Source organism: Nakamurella sp., assembly GCF_044224575.1.
Taxonomy (GTDB): domain Bacteria; phylum Actinomycetota; class Actinomycetes; order Mycobacteriales; family Nakamurellaceae; genus Nakamurella.
In genome coordinates, this window is record NZ_JBGAKE010000002.1 from 125465 (window position 1) to 140772 (window position 15308).

13 protein-coding genes and 1 tRNA gene are annotated in these 15308 nt (G+C 70.7%); 7 read left to right on the forward strand and 7 right to left on the reverse strand.

Features of this window, described 5'->3' with window-relative positions; genetic code table 11:
* Nucleotides 1–62: 62 nt before the first annotated feature.
* Together ACILSK_RS02775 and ACILSK_RS02780 are read right to left on the reverse strand one after the other, a co-directional pair.
* The gene (locus ACILSK_RS02775) at nt 63–1043 is read right to left on the reverse strand and encodes a beta-ketoacyl-ACP synthase III (RefSeq protein ID WP_395725591.1); all 981 of its coding nucleotides are present in this window, start codon (nt 1041–1043) and stop codon (nt 63–65) included.
* The gene (locus ACILSK_RS02780; protein WP_395725592.1) at nt 1040–1963 is read right to left on the reverse strand and encodes an ACP S-malonyltransferase; all 924 of its coding nucleotides are present in this window, start codon (nt 1961–1963) and stop codon (nt 1040–1042) included. The genes ACILSK_RS02775 and ACILSK_RS02780 overlap by 4 nt, the downstream gene beginning before the upstream one ends.
* Before the next feature lie 529 nt (nt 1964–2492).
* Between ACILSK_RS02780 and ACILSK_RS02785 the strand changes: the two genes are divergently transcribed.
* Entirely contained in the window at nt 2493–3614 is a 1122-nt protein-coding gene (locus ACILSK_RS02785) for a hypothetical protein (RefSeq protein ID WP_395725593.1), read from the forward strand.
* A 107-nt stretch (nt 3615–3721) separates the two neighbouring features.
* On the opposite strand, the gene ACILSK_RS02790 is transcribed toward ACILSK_RS02785, so the two are convergent.
* The 3 genes from ACILSK_RS02790 to aceE form a co-directional block, all read right to left on the reverse strand.
* A complete protein-coding gene (locus ACILSK_RS02790) occupies nt 3722–4984 on the reverse strand; it encodes a PucR family transcriptional regulator (RefSeq protein ID WP_395725594.1) in 1263 nt (420 codons plus the stop codon).
* Nucleotides 4985–5248: 264 nt separating this feature from the next.
* A complete protein-coding gene (locus ACILSK_RS02795; RefSeq protein ID WP_395725595.1) occupies nt 5249–5452 on the reverse strand; it encodes a cold-shock protein in 204 nt (67 codons plus the stop codon).
* Between the two features lie 367 nt (nt 5453–5819).
* A complete protein-coding gene (gene aceE / locus ACILSK_RS02800; protein WP_395725831.1) occupies nt 5820–8555 on the reverse strand; it encodes a pyruvate dehydrogenase (acetyl-transferring), homodimeric type in 2736 nt (911 codons plus the stop codon).
* Between the two features lie 304 nt (nt 8556–8859).
* On the opposite strand from aceE, the gene ACILSK_RS02805 reads away from it, so the two are divergent.
* The 3 genes from ACILSK_RS02805 (at nt 8860) to ACILSK_RS02815 (ending at nt 9921) form a co-directional block, all read left to right on the forward strand.
* Nucleotides 8860–9288 carry a DUF3052 domain-containing protein gene (locus ACILSK_RS02805; protein WP_395725596.1) on the forward strand — a complete coding sequence of 143 codons (429 nt, stop codon included), beginning with the start codon at nt 8860–8862 and terminating at the stop codon, nt 9286–9288.
* A 16-nt stretch (nt 9289–9304) separates the two neighbouring features.
* The gene (locus ACILSK_RS02810) at nt 9305–9775 is read left to right on the forward strand and encodes a peroxiredoxin (protein ID WP_395725597.1); all 471 of its coding nucleotides are present in this window, start codon (nt 9305–9307) and stop codon (nt 9773–9775) included.
* Nucleotides 9776–9846: 71 nt separating this feature from the next.
* A tRNA-Val gene (locus tag ACILSK_RS02815) sits at nt 9847–9921 on the forward strand.
* A 171-nt stretch (nt 9922–10092) separates the two neighbouring features.
* On the opposite strand, the gene ACILSK_RS02820 is transcribed toward ACILSK_RS02815, so the two are convergent.
* Nucleotides 10093–10677, reverse strand: coding sequence for a TetR/AcrR family transcriptional regulator (locus ACILSK_RS02820; protein ID WP_395725598.1), 585 nt, complete (start codon nt 10675–10677; stop codon nt 10093–10095).
* A 106-nt stretch (nt 10678–10783) separates the two neighbouring features.
* Between ACILSK_RS02820 and ACILSK_RS02825 the strand changes: the two genes are divergently transcribed.
* Both ACILSK_RS02825 and ACILSK_RS02830 read left to right on the forward strand, forming a co-directional pair.
* Complete coding sequence (locus ACILSK_RS02825; protein WP_395725599.1) at nt 10784–11170, forward strand: DUF1304 domain-containing protein; 387 nt, start codon at nt 10784–10786, stop codon at nt 11168–11170.
* Between the two features lie 25 nt (nt 11171–11195).
* Complete coding sequence (locus ACILSK_RS02830; RefSeq protein ID WP_395725600.1) at nt 11196–12218, forward strand: NADP-dependent oxidoreductase; 1023 nt, start codon at nt 11196–11198, stop codon at nt 12216–12218.
* A 158-nt stretch (nt 12219–12376) separates the two neighbouring features.
* On the opposite strand, the gene ACILSK_RS02835 is transcribed toward ACILSK_RS02830, so the two are convergent.
* A complete protein-coding gene (locus ACILSK_RS02835; protein WP_395725601.1) occupies nt 12377–13141 on the reverse strand; it encodes a 20S proteasome subunit A/B in 765 nt (254 codons plus the stop codon).
* A 207-nt stretch (nt 13142–13348) separates the two neighbouring features.
* Here ACILSK_RS02835 and ACILSK_RS02840 point away from each other — a divergent pair, with 207 nt between their 5' ends.
* Nucleotides 13349–15307 (forward strand): SpoIIE family protein phosphatase, encoded by a 1959-nt coding sequence (locus tag ACILSK_RS02840; protein WP_395725602.1) that lies wholly within the window; start codon nt 13349–13351, stop codon nt 15305–15307.
* Nucleotide 15308 lies beyond the last annotated feature (1 nt).

Genomic DNA, 15308 nt, shown 5'->3' on the forward strand with positions numbered 1-15308 from the left:
TCCCGAGTGGGTGTGACGACGGCCGCGGTTGGAATGGCAACTGGGCATTCTGCCCCATTGCGTCAGGGACAGACGAACACTTGGCTGGCGTAGGTCAATCCGGCACCGAAAGCGACGGACAGCACCACCTCGCCGGAGCTGACCTCGCCGGCGGCGCGCATCCGGTCGAGCGCGATCGGAATGGACGCCGACGAGGTGTTGCCGGTGGTGACGATGTCCCGGCCGACCTTCAGATCGTCCCGGCCGCCCTCCTTGACGATCTTCTTCGCGATGGCGTCGATGATCCGCAGGTTCGCCTGATGGGTGACCAGCACGTCGATGTCGCTCAGTTCCAGCCCGGCCGCCCGGGTCGCCCGGATCGCGACCGGGGCGATGGCCGACGTGGCCCAGCGGAAGACCGTCTGGCCCTCCTGGATGAAGTGGCCGTTGCGGCCCTCGATCCGGATGGTCCGGGTGTGGTCCTCGTCGCTGCCCCACTGGACCGGACCGATACCCGGTTCGTCGGAGGGCGACACGACGACGGCACCCGCGCCGTCGGCGAAGATGATCGCGGTGGCCCGGTCGTCGGACTTGGTCCAGTCGGTCAGCTTCTCCGACCCGACCACCAGGACGTTGCGTGAGGCCCCGGTCCGGACGGCCTGGTCGGCCGCGGCGACCGCGTAGCAGAACCCGGCGCAGGCCGCGTTGATGTCGAACGAGCCCGGGGCGTGAATGCCCAGCAGGCTGGCGATCTGGGTGGACGCGTGCGGCGCGGGCGAATCCAGGCTGCAGGTGGCGGTGATGACCGTGTCGATCTCCTCGGGCTGCAGCCCGGCCTCGGCCAGCGCCTTCGCGCCGGCCTGCGCGCCCATGCTGGCCACGGACTCGTCGGCGGCGGCGAACCGGCGCTCGGCGATGCCGACGCGGGCCCGGATCCACTCGTCGTCGGTCTCCATGATCTTGGCGAGATCGTCGTTGGTGACGACCTTGTCGGGCCGGTAGTGACCCAGGCCGACGATCCTCGAACCGGGCGCGCCGGGAGCGGTGCCGATCTTGGCCGTCATGGCTGTTTCACCCCGGCGTGTTCGGCCGCGAACGCCGCGGCGGCGTCCAGATCGGCGGGTGTCTTGAGGGCCATGGTGGCCACCCCCTTGAGATCACGCTTGACGAGTCCGACCAGCGTGCCAGCCGGCGGCAGTTCCAGCACGCCGGTGACGCCGAGGCCGGCCAGGGTCTGCATGCACTGGTCCCAGCGGACGGGATGGGTGACCTGGGCGACCAGCAGCTGCAGGTACGCCTGGCCCGATCCGATGACGGTGCCGTCGGAGTTCGTCAGCAGCACGTGGGTGGGGTCCTGCGGGGTGAGGCCGCCGACGTGCTCGCGCAGCGCGTGCTCGGCGCTGGCCATGAAGGACGTGTGGAAGGCCCCGGCCACGGGCAGCGGGATGATCCGGACGCCGGCCGGGGGCTCGGCCTTGAGCTGGTCGAGGGCCTCCAGCGGGCCGGCGGCCACGATCTGACCCCCGCCGTTGACGTTCGCGCCGACCAGATCGAGCTCTTCGAGCGCGGCCAGGACGGCATCCGTGTCGCCGCCCATCACCGCGGACATGCCGGTCGGGGTGAGCGCGCACGCGGCACCCATCGCCTGCCCGCGGACCGCGGCCAGTTCGACGGCGTCCAGATCGGCGAGGACGCCGGCCACCGACGCCGCGGCCAGCTCGCCGACGGAATGTCCGGCGACCGCGGCGGTGGACGGAATCCGCAGGTAGCGGGCCGCCAGCAGGGCGGTGGCGACCACCAACGGTTGGGTGACCGCGGTGTCCTTGATCTCCTCGGCCGTCGCCTCGGTGCCCAGCCGGGTCAGATCGAGATGGGCCCGGTCCGACATCTGGGCCAGCGCCTCGGCTGCTCCGTCCAGTTCGAGCCAACTGGAGAGCATTCCGGGTTTCTGGGCTCCCTGACCGGGAGCGACGATGGCCAGCACGCCATCTACCGTGACATGTCCGGTGGGGGCATGGTGATGACGGACGCCACCAAGTCGTGAGGAGTCTTTTGTAGGGATCCCACAGTCAACCCGGTGGGAGTCACCAAATCTTGATCATCGTCACAGGGTTGGTGCTGGTGTTAGGGCCGGTTCGTCGTGATTGACCCGCGCGCGGCCCGGCCCGGCCCGGGTTGGGCTGGCCCGGGCCGGGCCGGGTTGGGCCGCGCCGGGCTGGGCTGGGCTGGGCTGGCGGGCCGGTTCGCTGATCAAACCCGCGGCTGAATCCGGCAAAACGGGCACAAGGCTCGGAATTGATCAGCCAACCGCTGTCGAGGCCCGGCGTGCGCTGATCAAACCCGCGCTCGAAGCGGACTAATAGGACATCGAGCTCGGATTTGATCAGCGGACCGCGGCCGCGGCCCGGCGGGCCGTCGGTTGCGCGGGCTCCGCTGTGGACAACTCGTGCCCAGTTGTCCACACGGCACAAGAATTTTCCCTGTGACCGGCCGGCGACCCGCAGGCTGCGGGAATGTCCGCGACGATCCCGCCGATTCTGCTCGCCGCCCTCGCCGACGGCGGCGACCTGATCACCGCCGCACGGTGCCGCGAGCTCGGCGTCAGCGCCGACCGGATCGAGCGGCTGCTGCGGTCGGGTGCTTTGACGGCCCTGGCCAAGGGCATCTACGCCGAGCGGCGAATTGTCGCCGGTCTGAGCGAGTGGCCCGCGTTTCGCCTGCGCACCCGTGCGTTCGTCATGGCGTCACCACCCAACACCCATGCGTCGGACTGGTCGGCGGTGGCCCTGCACGAATTGCCCACTCGGCCTGAACCGCCGGCGGTGCCGAGCGTGATCCGGCTGGGGTCGCGGGGCAGCGGGTCGAACCGCACCCTGCATGGCCGAACCCGGTTCGCCGCGGTGGCCGATCGTTGGCTCACCGAAGTCGACGGCACGGCGACGCTGCGCCCGTCGTTCGCCGCTGTCGACCTGGCCCGCGGATGCGATCGGCGGATGGGGCTGATGCTCGCGGACGGAGCCGCCACTCGCGACGGTTCACGGGAGGAGCTGGCCCGTGCCGAGCGCGACATGGCGGCGTGGCCGGGCATCCAGCTAGCGAGGTGGGCCGTGGCCAACTCAGATCCTGACGTCGAGTCGCCCTTGGAATCTGCCGGCCGGTACGCCTTCTTGCGGGCCGGGCTTCCACCCGGCGTCTGCAACATCTGGGTCGGTGACGGTTATCCGCGCTTTCGCCTCGACCACTACTGGGCCGAACATCGGCTCGCCGCCGAAGCGGACGGCATCGACAAGTACGGGCTGACCGATCCGATGGAGGCGGTCCGCGCTGAGAAGCAGCGCGAGTGGCAGCTGCAGGAATGGGGCATCCGGGTCGTCCGCTACACCTGGAACACGGCATTCCTGACGCCCGACGTGCTGGCCGGCCGGATTGCCACGATGATGCGCGTCGAGCCGCTTCCCGCCGATCGTCCGGTCCAGACCTGGCTGCGACGGGAGGGCTTCGCCGTCCGCGGGATGACGCTGCCGGTGGTGCGCTGGTCCGACCCGCCGCCGCCCCTTCGTCGATCGCACTCGCCGGGCGACGCTGATCAAACCCGCGCCGCCGGGGGTCGGATGTCCGGTTCGGCCCGGCTTTGATCAGCGAACCGGGATGACGCCGGGCGACGCTGATCAACCCGCGCCGGCGGGGGTCGGATGTCCGGTTCGGCCCGGCTTTGATCAGCGACCAGGGGGAAAGCGCGCCGTCAGGGGGTGGCGGCCAGCCGACCGAGGATGACGGCCGTCTGCAGGACGAGCAGGTCCCGGGGATCCCACGGATCGCGGCCGGTCAGGTCGGCGACCCGGTGCAGGCGGTAGCGGACCGTGTTGGGGTGCACGAACAGGTTGCGGGCGGTCGGTTCCAGCGCGCCGCCGGCGGCGAGGTAGGCGTCGACCGTGGACAGCAGGTGCGGGGCGGCGGACAGCGGGCCGTACACCGAGGCGCGCAGCCGGGCCGCGGCCCGCGCGTCCCCGGCGAGCACCCGCTCCGCAAGCAGATCGTCGGCGTCGATCATCCGGGGCGCGTCCGGCCAGGCGGCCGCCACGTCCAACCCGGCCAGCGCGTCGGCGGCGGAGTTGATGGCCGCCCGCAGGCCGCTGCCGGCCCGGCCGAGCACGACCGGACCCTCGCCGAACAGGGACTCGACGCCGGCCTCCGGCGGCGCCGCGCCGGCCAGCACCAGCACCAGCCGGTCGCCGTGCACCCCGGACATTGCCGATCGTCGCGTCTTCGCGGCCCAGTCGGTCACCGCCGCCACGGCGTCCGCCCGGTCTCCCGTCGGGGCCGCCCCGGCCACCACCACGGTGTCTGCGGTCGGGTCCCAGTTCAGGGCCGCCGCGCGGGAGGACAGCGTGCCGATGTCCTCACCGCGGACCACCCCGTCGACCACCGCGGCCTCCACCCGGGCGTCCCACGCACCCCGGGTCTCCGCGGCGGCCGCATAGACCTCGGCCGCGGCGAACGCGATCTCCCGGCTGTAGCGCAGCAGGGAGTCGCGCAGGGCGATCTGTTCGGCCTCGTCCGCAGCCAGCGCCGGCAGGTCCTGTTCGGCGACCATGATGGCCACCCGGACCAGCTCCACGGTCCGCCGCAGCGAGACGGCGCGGACCAGCTCCCGGGGCGCCGTGCCGAACACCTCGCCGGTGATCCGGTACTCGTCGCTGCTGGCCTTGGCCCAGACCACGTAGCCGGAGATGCCGGCCTGAGCGACCAGCGTGACCCAGGAGCGCTGTTCGGCCGGCAGGGACCGGAACCAGGGCAGCCGTTCGTCCATCAGGGCGAGCGCGCGGCGGGCCAGCCGGCCACCCGCCCGCTCGATCTGGGCCAGGGTGTCCTCGCTGACCCCGTACACGGCCGCCGGAGGCGACCCCAGGGCCGAGCTGACGGCCCGCAACACCGATGACGGGGTCGGGCCGGGCAGCCGCGCCGGATCGACGGCCGGCGGGTCCAGGGTGCCGTCGGCCGTCATGACGGACAGCCTGCCACCTCGGACCGGGCCGGGACGGCGAGCGCGGGACGGGCCGGCGGGCGACAGGAGCGGCTGGGGGACAGCGACGACGGCCCGGGGGTCGGGACGGCGAGCGCGGGACGGGCCGGCGGGCGACAGGAGCGGCTGGGGGACGGCGACCACGGCCGGGGGCCGGGACGGTGAGCGCGGGACGGACCATCCCCCGGTACAGCACAGGGCCCGTACCGGCGGTGCCGGTGCGGGCCCTGGTGACGGAACTCGGAATCAGGCGGCGCTGACCCCGGTGGCCTGCGGTCCCTTGGGCGACTGCTCGACCTCGAAGTTGACCCGCTGTCCCTCCTCGAGCGACTTGTAGCCGGAGCCACCGATCGCCGAGTAGTGGACGAACACATCGCCCGACCCATCGTCCGGGGAGATGAAGCCGTAGCCCTTCTCCGCGTTGAACCACTTGACAGTTCCCTGCGCCATGCTTGCTCTCCTCGAGCGTTTGTCCGCGGTTGCCCGCTGATCGAACACCCCGGCCGATTCCTTCTCCGGCCGGGTGATTGCGCTTTACCCCGTGCATGCCATGCGGACACCAGGAGAAGAGCAACAACGTGCGTACCGTACCGCCTCTCCGGGCGCCATGCCAGCAGGTAGGCGGTCAAGAACCGATCAAGACTCCGGCCTGTTCGATCGCCGAAAGTGCCGGTCGCCGCCATCACTCGTCCGCCGGCGACCCTCGTGGGCGGGGGCGATCAAGCCCAACGAAGAAGGCGCGGACGCAACCGGCTCCTGATGCCGAATTGCGGTCCGCGCCGTCTCGTTTGGTTCTCAATTCACCCGCTGGGCGGACCTAGGAATCGCCACCCGCGTTTCCGGACCGTCCGGCCAGCACGTCGTGCAGTTGGTACTTCTCGGCCGCCTCGGCGGCCGCGCCCTCCCGGTAGGCGCCGCGGCGTTCCAGCGCGGCGAGGGTCGCGACCACCATCGACGGACCGTCGATGAGGAAGTGCCGGCGGGCGGCCGCCCGGGTGTCGGAGAAGCCGAACCCGTCGGCACCCAGGGCGACGAAGTCACCGGGCACCCAGGGGGCGATGAGGTTCTGCACCGCCCGCTGCCAGTCGCTGGTCGCGATAACCGGCCCCTCGGTCTGCGCCAGCACCTTGGAGATGTACGGCACGCCGACCTCGGCGGCCGGATCCAGCAGCCTGGCCCGCTCGATCCGCTCGGCGTCCCGGCTCAACTCGGTCCAGCTGGTCACCGACCACACGTCGGCGGCCACGCCCCAGTCCGCGGCCAGCAACTGCTGCGCCTCGAGCGCCCAGCGCACCCCGACGCCGGAGGCCAGCAGCTGCGCCCGCGCCTTGCCCTCGGTCTCGGCGGCCGGCGAGAGCTTGTAGATGCCCTTGAGTAGACCCTCGACGTCCAGGTCCTCCGGCTGCTTGGGCTGCTGGTACGGCTCGTTGTACAGGGTGATGTAGTACATGACGTTCTCGCCGTGCGGGAACTCGTCGCTCCCGCCGTACATCCGGCGCAGGCCGTCCTTGACGATGTGCGCGATCTCGTAGCCGTAGGCCGGGTCGTAGGACACGAAGTGCGGCTGGGTGGCGGCCAGCAGGTGCGAGTGTCCGTCACCGTGCTGCAGGCCCTCGCCGGTCAGCGTGGTGCGGCCGGCGGTGGCGCCCAGGACGAACCCGCGGCCCATCTGGTCGCCGATCGCCCACATGCCGTCGCCGGTCCGCTGGAACCCGAACATCGAGTAGAAGATGTACATCGGGATCATCGGTTCGCCGTGGGTGGCGTACGCGGTGGAGACCGCGGTGAGGGTGGCGATGGAGCCGGCCTCGTCGATGCCCTCGTGCAGGATCATGCCCTGTTCGGACTCGCGGTAGGCCAGCATCAGCTGGGCGTCGACCGCGGTGTACAGCTGCCCGGACGGGTTGTAGATCTTCTGCGTCGGGAAGAACGAGTCCATGCCGAAGGTGCGGGCCTCGTCGGGGATGATCGGCACCACGCGGTTGCCGATCTCCGGGTCCTTGAACAGGTCGCGGACCAGCCGGACGAACGCCATGGTGGTGGCGATCTCCTGCTTGCCGGAGCCCTTCTTGAGCACGTCGTACAGCTTGTCGCCGGGGAGCACCAGCGGCTTGGCGGTGACCCGACGCTCGGGCACGAAGCCGCCGAGGCGCTTGCGGCGATCCAGCATGTACTGGATCTCGTCGGAATCCTGGCCGGGGTGGAAGTACGGCGGCCGGTAGACGTCCTCGAGCTGGCTGTCCGGGATGGGCAGCTGCAGGCTGTCCCGGAACTCGTGCAGGTTCTGCGAGGTCATCTTCTTCATCTGGTGGGTCGCGTTACGACCCTGGAACGACGGCCCGAGCCCGAAGCCCTTGATCGTCTTGACCAGGATGACCGTGGGCTGCCCCGTGTGCTGGGTCGCCGCGTTGTAGGCCGCGTAGACCTTGCGGTAGTCGTGGCCACCGCGGCGAAGCCGCCAGATGTCCTCGTCGGACAGGTCCGTCACCATCTGCTTGGTCCGCGGGTCGCGGCCGAAGAAGTGCTCACGGATGTAGGCGCCGTCGTTGGCCCGGTAGGTCTGGAAATCGCCGTCGGCCGTGGTGTTCATCAGGTGGACGAGGGCGCCGTCCTTGTCCTTCTCCAGCAGGCGGTCCCACTCGCGGCCCCAGATGACCTTGATGACGTTCCAGCCGGCGCCCCGGAAGAAGGCCTCGAGTTCCTGGACGATCTTGCCGTTGCCGCGGACCGGCCCGTCCAACCGCTGCAGGTTGCAGTTGATGACGTAGGTCAGGTTGTCCAGGCCGTCGATCGCGGCGATGTGGATCAGCCCGCGGGACTCGACCTCGTCGAGTTCGCCGTCGCCGAGGAACGCCCAGACGTGCTGGTCGGAGGTGTCCTTGATGCCGCGGTGGTGCAGGAAGCGGTTGACCCGGGCCTGCTGGATCGCGTTCATCGGGCCCAGGCCCATGGACACGGTGGGGAATTCCCAGAACTCCGGCATCAGCCGGGGGTGCGGGTAGGACGGGATGCCGCCGCCCGCGTGCGACTTCTCCTGGCGGAAACCGTCCAGGTCGTGCTCGGACAGCCGGCCCTCCAGGAAGGCCCGCGCGTACATGCCGGGGGAGGCGTGGCCCTGGAAGAAGACCTGGTCGCCGCCGCCGGGGGCGTCCTTGCCGCGCCAGAAGTGGTTGAACCCGACCTCGTAGAGGGTCGCCGACGACGCGTAGGTGGAGATGTGACCGCCGACGCCGATGCCGGGGCGCTGGGCCCGATGCACGAGCATCGCCGCGTTCCACCGGATGAAGCCGCGGTAGCGGCGCTCGATCGCCTCGTCACCGGGGAAGAACGGCTCCGACTCGGTCGGGATCGTGTTGATGTAGTCAGTGGTGGTCAGCGCCGGCAGCGCGATGTGCTGCTGCTTGGCGCGGTCCAGCATCCGCAGCATCAGGTAGCGCGCGCGCTGGCTGCCGCCGGCCTCGAGCATGGCGTCGAACGAGGCGAGCCACTCGTTCGTCTCTTCCGGGTCGATGTCGTGCAACTGGGCGGCGATGCCGTCCTTGATCAGCGTCATCCTCGGCGCCGGTTCGTTCACTGTCGTCAACGCGTACTCCTTCAGGCAATCGTCGGCCGGGGCCGCATGGTGCGCCGAGCCGGTCGGGTACATCGACCCGTTCGGCGCCGTCAAGCGGTTCCCATCCTCTCGCATCATCGGGTGGCATCGCTCGTCGGAACGGGGCTTTTTGGCTCATTGGTGGTGCTGCTGTCGGCGCGGCCGGGCGATCGAATTAAGGTATGCGGCCAAGGACAGATCACGGCAGGAATCGGATGAGCGCAAGCCGGTTCGCGGCCGGGACCGTGAAGGGATGCGATACGGAGTGAGTGACGTCGCAGGGTACGCCGTAGCCGCGGCTACCCGGCTTGGCCTGCAGGCTGGGGACACGGTGGGGGAGTCCGGGTACGACGAGGACGTCGACCACGACCTGCGGGACGCGATCGCCGACCTCATCGAGTCCGAGTTGCTCGACGACGACTCGGACGAGGTGCTGAACGCGGTGCTGCTGTGGTGGCGCGACGGTGACGGCGACCTCACCGACGCCCTGATCAACGCGGTACCGCTGCTGGCGGCCGACGGGGTGATCTGGCTCATCACCCCCAAGACCGGACTGGACGGATATGTCGAGCCGAGCGAGGTGGCCGAGGCAACGCAAACCGCCGGCCTGGCCCAGACGACGTCGGTGAACGGCGGGCCCGGTTGGATGCTGGCCCGGCTGGCCCGGCCCAAATCGGGAAAGGCACGTCGTTGATGAAGGAACAGGGCTGATGTCGGGTCAGGGATTGTCCGTCGGTGCCACCGCGCCCGACTTCACGTTGCCGGACGCGAACAAGACCCCGGTGACGCTGTCGGAGTTCCGGGGGCGTCAGCCGGTGCTGCTGGTGTTCTACCCGTTCGCATTCTCCGGGACCTGTACCGGTGAGCTCTGCCAGCTCCGGGACGACCTGTCGACCTTCGAGTCGGCCGGCGTTCAGGTGCTGGCCATCTCCTGTGACACGTCGCAGTCGCTCAAAGCGTGGGCCGAGCAGCAGGGCTACCAGTTCCCGCTGCTGTCCGACTACTGGCCGCACGGTGCGGTGGCGCAGGCCTACGACGTGTTCTTCGACAAGGCCGGGATGGCGTTGCGCGGCACGTTCCTGGTTGATGTCGACGGGGTGATCCGCTTCGCCGAGGTGAACGGTCCGGGGCAGGCGCGCGACCAGTCGGGGTGGCAGCGGGCCGTCGCGGCCCTGGCCTGAACGGTGCGGGGCCGGTCCGCCGGAGTGGAATACTGTCTCGCGGCCGTCCGGCAGTGTCGGGCGGCCCGACGGGGCGCGTAGCTCAGCGGGAGAGCACCCGGTTTACACCCGGGCGGTCGGCGGTTCGAACCCGTCCGCGCCCACCACCGCTCCGGTGGCTACTCCGTAGGCTCCCGGGGTGAGCGACGCGAGCACTGTCCCAAGGCCGACCGGGAGGTGCAGGCCGTGCTGGTCGAGCCCCAGGGCACGGTGAACACCGGCGATGCCGGCGGGGCGATGACGGCGCAGCTGCGCGAACTGCGCTGAGTGCGCCCGACTCATTCCCGGGCGGCGATCAGTGCGCGGGCGGTGTCCAGGGCGCCGGCGGCCTGGGCCGGGTCGACGCGGACGAGCGCGAACGCGGCGACGACCAGCCCGGTGCACGCGTTGGCGAGCGTGTCCTGCTCGGCGCCGCTCAGCTGCGGCAGCCGGGCGCGGACCCCGCGACCGAGGCCGGCGCGGAGTTCGGCCCGGTAGTCGGCGACGATCCGGGCCACCTCGTCGTCCTGCCCGATCGGGGCGCCGGCGGTGTTGACCAGCAGGCAACCGCTGCTCGCGGGCAGTGTGTCGGCCCGCAGGAGGGCGGCGCGCAGACCGGTCAGGTAATCCTCGAGCGCGTCGGGTCGGACGGGGTCGGCCATCAGCGGCGCCAGCCGGGGGCGGACCACTTCGACCAGGTAGCTGTTCACCGCGGCACCGAACAGGCCGCGTTTGGAGCCGAACGCGTGGTAGATGCTGGAACGGCTCAATCCCGTCGCTCGTTCCAGATCGGGCAGCGCGGCCGCCTCGAACCCCTGCGCCCAGAACACCGACCGGGCGGCGCGCACGACCTGGTCGGTGTCGAATGACTGTGTGCGTCCCATCACTACCCCTGCCCGGCTCATTGTGCACTGACCGATCCAGTATATAGTGAACCGGTCAGTACAGAATATCGAGCGCCGGCTGGCGCAGCGAAGGAGCCCTTCGGTCATGGTCATTGCCGGTCTCGTGCTCGCCGGTCTGGCGGCCCTGGTGCACGTCTACATCTTCTATCTGGAATCCTTCGCGTGGACCGGTGCGCAGGCCCGGCGGACGTTCGGCACCACCGCCGCCGAGGCGGGCACGATGCGGGAGCTGGCGTTCAACCAGGGCTTCTACAACCTGTTCTTGGCGATCGCGGTGTTCCTGGGCATCGCCCTGTACGCCGCCGGGCAGCCGGTCGTCGGCGCCACGCTGGTGTTCACCGGGGCCGGCTCCATGGCCGCCGCGGCGTTGGTGCTGCTGCTGTCCAGCCCGGACAAGGCGGCCGCCGCCCTCAAGCAGGGCCTGATTCCGGCGCTCGGCGTGATCGCGCTCGCCGTCGGCCTCGTGCTCTGACAATCATTGCCAAGGAGAGAGTTTCATGACGAATTCGACCAGTACCCAGATCCGGTTGGCCCGCCGTCCGCAGGGTTGGCCCACCCATGACGACTTCCGCACCGTCACCGTCGAGTACGGCGACCTCGCCCCGGGCGAGGTCCGGGTGGTGAACGACTTCGTCTCGGTCGACCCCTACATGCGTGGCCGGATGAACGACGTCCGCAGCTACGTCGCGCCCTACGCGCTGGGCGGGACGATCACCGGCGGTGCGATCGGCCGGGTCGTCGAATCGGCCTCCGACGCGGTGCCGGTCGGTGCGGTCGTGCTGCACCAGCACGGCTGGACCGACGTCATCCAGGCCCCGGCGCAGACGTTCCGGGTGGTCCCGGACGTGCCCGGGATCCCGCGGTCGCTGCGGCTGCACATCCTGGGGATGACCGGCCTCACCGCCTACGTCGGGCTGACGGCCATTGCCGGGCTCAGGCCGGGGGACACCGTGTTCGTCTCCGGCGCGGCCGGTGCCGTCGGCAGCGCGGTCGGGCAGATCGCCAAGCTGCTCGGCGCGGGCCGGGTGATCGGGTCGGCCGGCTCGGCCGAGAAGGTCCGGCTGCTGACCGAGAAGTACGGCTATGACGCCGCTTTCAACTACAAGGACGGGCCGGTGCGGCAGCAACTGGCCGCCCTGCCCGAGGGCGTCGACGTGTACTTCGACAACGTCGGCGGCGACCACCTCGAAGCCGCACTCGACGTGATGAACGACGGCGGCCGGCTCGCGCTGTGCGGGGCGATCGCCGGTTACAACACCACCGATCGGCCGTCCGGTCCGGACAATCTGGCCAACGTCATCACCCGTGCGCTGACCATCAAGGGCTTCACCCTGGCCGGTTACCTGCACCTGGCACCCGAGTTCACCGAGCGGATGACCGGCTGGTTCGCCGCCGGGCAGATCGCCTACGACGAAACGATTGTCGACGGGATCGAGCACGCCGTCGACGCCTTCCTCGACATGATGCGCGGCGCGAACACCGGCAAGATGCTGGTCCGGGTCGGGTCGGCACCGGCCTGATCGCCGCGAGACCTGGCGCGGCGGCGGAATGATCACCCGCGCCCGGCCTCAGCGCAACGTGGGCCGCGGATCGCCGTCCAGGACGGACATCAGGATCGCCCGATGAGCCAGGCCGGCGGCCGGAGCGGGGTCCACGTCCACGCTGACGGTCGATATGGCTACGGCCGGGCGCGGCCGGGCTCGGCGACCAGCTCGTCCAGGTCGGTGACGGCCGGCAGTTCGTGCAGCGCGGCCATGATGTGCTTCTCCCAGAGTTCCAGCAGGCGATGCAGGATCGTCGAATCCTCGGTGATCCGGAACTCGTCGATGGTCAACGCATCGGTGCGATACACGCCGAGGTCGTACGGCGGACCAACGGACAGGTTGGCCCGCGCCGTGCTGATCATCGAGGCCAGCGCGATCTTCGCGGCGGCGGCCAGATCGGCGTGTGCGCGAACCGCGATGTCCAGCATGAACTTGCCGTACTTGGACTCGCCGATCTGCAGGAAGGGCCGCTCGTCGGAGGCGCGGATGTAGTTGCCCTCCGGGTAGACCAGCATGATGTCCGGCGCGCTGCCCCGGAGCTGCCCACCCAGGATGAAGGTCGCCGTCCCGTCCGCGCCGGAGGACATCAGCCCGTCCCGGTGCGCGGCGACGACGGTACGGCTCACCCGCCCGACATACAGCGCCGCCTGGAACATCTCCTCGACGGTGGCCAGCGATTCGGTGCCGGCCGGCGCGGCCAGGTCGTGGTGGATCCGGTCGAGCACCTCCTGGGTGGTGGCCAGGTTCCCGGCGGACTGCAGGACGAAGATCCGATCCGGGGCCGGCCGCAGGATGTGCAGCTTGCGGTAGTTGCTGATGTTGTCCACGCCCGCATTGGTGCGGGTATCAGACATGAAGACGAGGCCGTCGTCGAGGCGAAGGGCCAGGCAATACGTCATGTGGACTCCCCGGATGAGGGCCCGCCGACGTCGGCGAACCGGCGCCGCAGGCTATCGGTCCGATTCTTCGACGCATCGACCGGGGGTGGACCGGGAACAGGGTCATCGGTGTGTCGGTGGAAGTGCGTGCACCGATCACCATCCGCCCGGTCGGTTCAGCAGCGAGCCGGCCGGGCCACATACGACGGCGAATGCGACAGTGGTGAGGTGAGCCAGGCCCTGCCGAGCGAACCGGCCGACACGCCCGGTGACGTGGCCGCGGTGATCGACGCGTTCGACGAGTCGCCGGCGATCCACGTCGCGCTCGAAGGCCCCGACCACGTCATCGTCGCCATGAACGCCGTGTCTCGGCGGCTCCTGGGCGATCGGCCCGCCCTGGGTCGCCCGTGCCGCGAGGCGATCCCGGAGCTGGCCGGGCAACAGCTGCTGGAGCGGTTGGACGAGGTGTTCGACTCCGGGCTGCCGATCACCGCCCGCGATTGGCGGGTGCTGCTCGACGCCGACCAGGACGGTGCGATCGACCTGGAATGGTTCGTCACCTTCGTGATGTCGCCCTGGCGTCTGCCGGACGGCACCATCCGCGGGGTGATCGTGCAGGCGATGGACACCACCGCCCAGATGCAGGCGCGCCGGCAGGCCACCCAGCGCGGCACCGAATTCCGGCGTCGCTACCGGGCCGCGCTGGACGTCATCGACGAATTGCAGCGGGCGCTGCTGCCCTCCAGCCTGCCCGTCCTGCCCCAGCTGGAGTTGGCGGCCCGCTACCTGCTGGCCGACGTGGAGCACGCCGCCGGCGGGGACTGGTTCGACGGTTTCATGCTCGCCGACCACCGGCTCGCGGTGATCGTCGGCGACGTCGTCGGTCACGGGGTGGCGGCGGCCGGGGTGATGAGCCAGCTGCGGTCGGTGCTGGCCTACCTGCTGGACGCCGAGATCGAGCTGGCGCCCGCGATCGCGGCGCTGGACCGGTACGCCTCACGCACGCCCGGCGGGTTCGCCGCGACCGTCTGCGTCATCCTGATCGACCCGGCGGCCGGCGAGCTGACCTACGTCACCTGCGGGCACCCGGCCCCGTTGGTCGTCGACCCGGCGGGCACCGCCCGGTTCCTCCCGCTGACCGGGCACCGGCCGCTGGGCGCCGGGGCCTCGGCCACCCCGTTGACGGCCACCCTCGGCACCGGTGAGGTCCTGGTGCTGTACAGCGACGGGCTGGTCGAACGGCCGGGCCGCACCTGGGAATCGGGGCTGGCGATGCTGGCCACGGTGGTCGGCGACGCCGTCCTGGGGCGCGGGCTGCCGCTGGACAGCCCGAATTCGGTTCCCGAGCGGGTGTGTGCGCACACCGTCGAGCTGATGACCCGTCCCGGTCACCTCGACGACGTCACGATGGTGGCGGTGCAGCGCCGGGCGCTACCGGTCGCCCCGTGGTACGCCCAGTACCCGGCCCGACCGGACCAGCTCGAGTCGATCCGGGCGGACCTGCGGACCTGGTTGCGGGACCTGCAGGTGACCGACGAGGACGAGACGGCACTGGCCCTGGCGGTCAGCGAGGCGGCGGCGAACAGCATCGAGCACGGTTTCCGGCCCGGATCACCGGGGGCCGTGCGGGTGCAGGCGAACCTCACCACGCGCGGCGACGCACTGCTGGTCGTCGCCGACGACGGCGTCTGGCAGCCACCGATCACCAAGGCCGGCACCCGCGGCCGCGGGCTGGCGATGGTGTCGGAAGCGGTGGACGACTTCACCGTCGACGCCGAACCGGCGGGCACGGTCGTGCGGATGCGCCGCCGGCTGCACCGGCCGATCGGATTGGTCGCCGGGACCGGGGCGGTCAGTATCGCGGCGGCGCAGTTCCGGGCGTTGCCCTCCGGTCCGATCGGGGCGCGGCTGATCACCGTGTCCGGTCCGGTCGATCTCGAGTCCGCACCGCTCCTTCGGCAGGAGGTGCTGCGGGCGGGGCGGGGTGGCGAGCTGCCGGTCACCATCGACCTGACCGGGGTGACCCACCTGAGCAGCGCCGGCGTCCAGATGCTGCACACGCTGTCGGCGTCCGGTCAGCCGGGCGCGCTGCGCACCCCGCCGGTGCTCGTCACCGGGCCCGGGTCGCCGGCCGCGTTCGTCCTGGACCTGGCCGGACTGCCCCACCTGCCGCCCGAAGGCGGCTGAG

What these genes read in the sequence shown, in the direction of transcription:
- ACILSK_RS02775 (WP_395725591.1), bottom strand. Translation starts at nt 1,043, where the DNA reads ATGACGGCCAAGATCGGCACCGCTCCCGGCGCGCCCGGTTCGAGGATC.
- ACILSK_RS02785 (WP_395725593.1), top strand. Translation starts at nt 2,493, where the DNA reads ATGTCCGCGACGATCCCGCCGATTCTGCTCGCCGCCCTCGCCGACGGC.
- ACILSK_RS02790 (WP_395725594.1), bottom strand. Translation starts at nt 4,984, where the DNA reads ATGACGGCCGACGGCACCCTGGACCCGCCGGCCGTCGATCCGGCGCGG.
- ACILSK_RS02795 (WP_395725595.1), bottom strand. Translation starts at nt 5,452, where the DNA reads ATGGCGCAGGGAACTGTCAAGTGGTTCAACGCGGAGAAGGGCTACGGC.
- aceE (WP_395725831.1), bottom strand. Translation starts at nt 8,555, where the DNA reads ATGACGCTGATCAAGGACGGCATCGCCGCCCAGTTGCACGACATCGAC.
- ACILSK_RS02810 (WP_395725597.1), top strand. Translation starts at nt 9,305, where the DNA reads ATGTCGGGTCAGGGATTGTCCGTCGGTGCCACCGCGCCCGACTTCACG.
- ACILSK_RS02820 (WP_395725598.1), bottom strand. Translation starts at nt 10,677, where the DNA reads ATGGGACGCACACAGTCATTCGACACCGACCAGGTCGTGCGCGCCGCC.
- ACILSK_RS02825 (WP_395725599.1), top strand. Translation starts at nt 10,784, where the DNA reads ATGGTCATTGCCGGTCTCGTGCTCGCCGGTCTGGCGGCCCTGGTGCAC.
- ACILSK_RS02830 (WP_395725600.1), top strand. Translation starts at nt 11,196, where the DNA reads ATGACGAATTCGACCAGTACCCAGATCCGGTTGGCCCGCCGTCCGCAG.
- ACILSK_RS02835 (WP_395725601.1), bottom strand. Translation starts at nt 13,141, where the DNA reads ATGACGTATTGCCTGGCCCTTCGCCTCGACGACGGCCTCGTCTTCATG.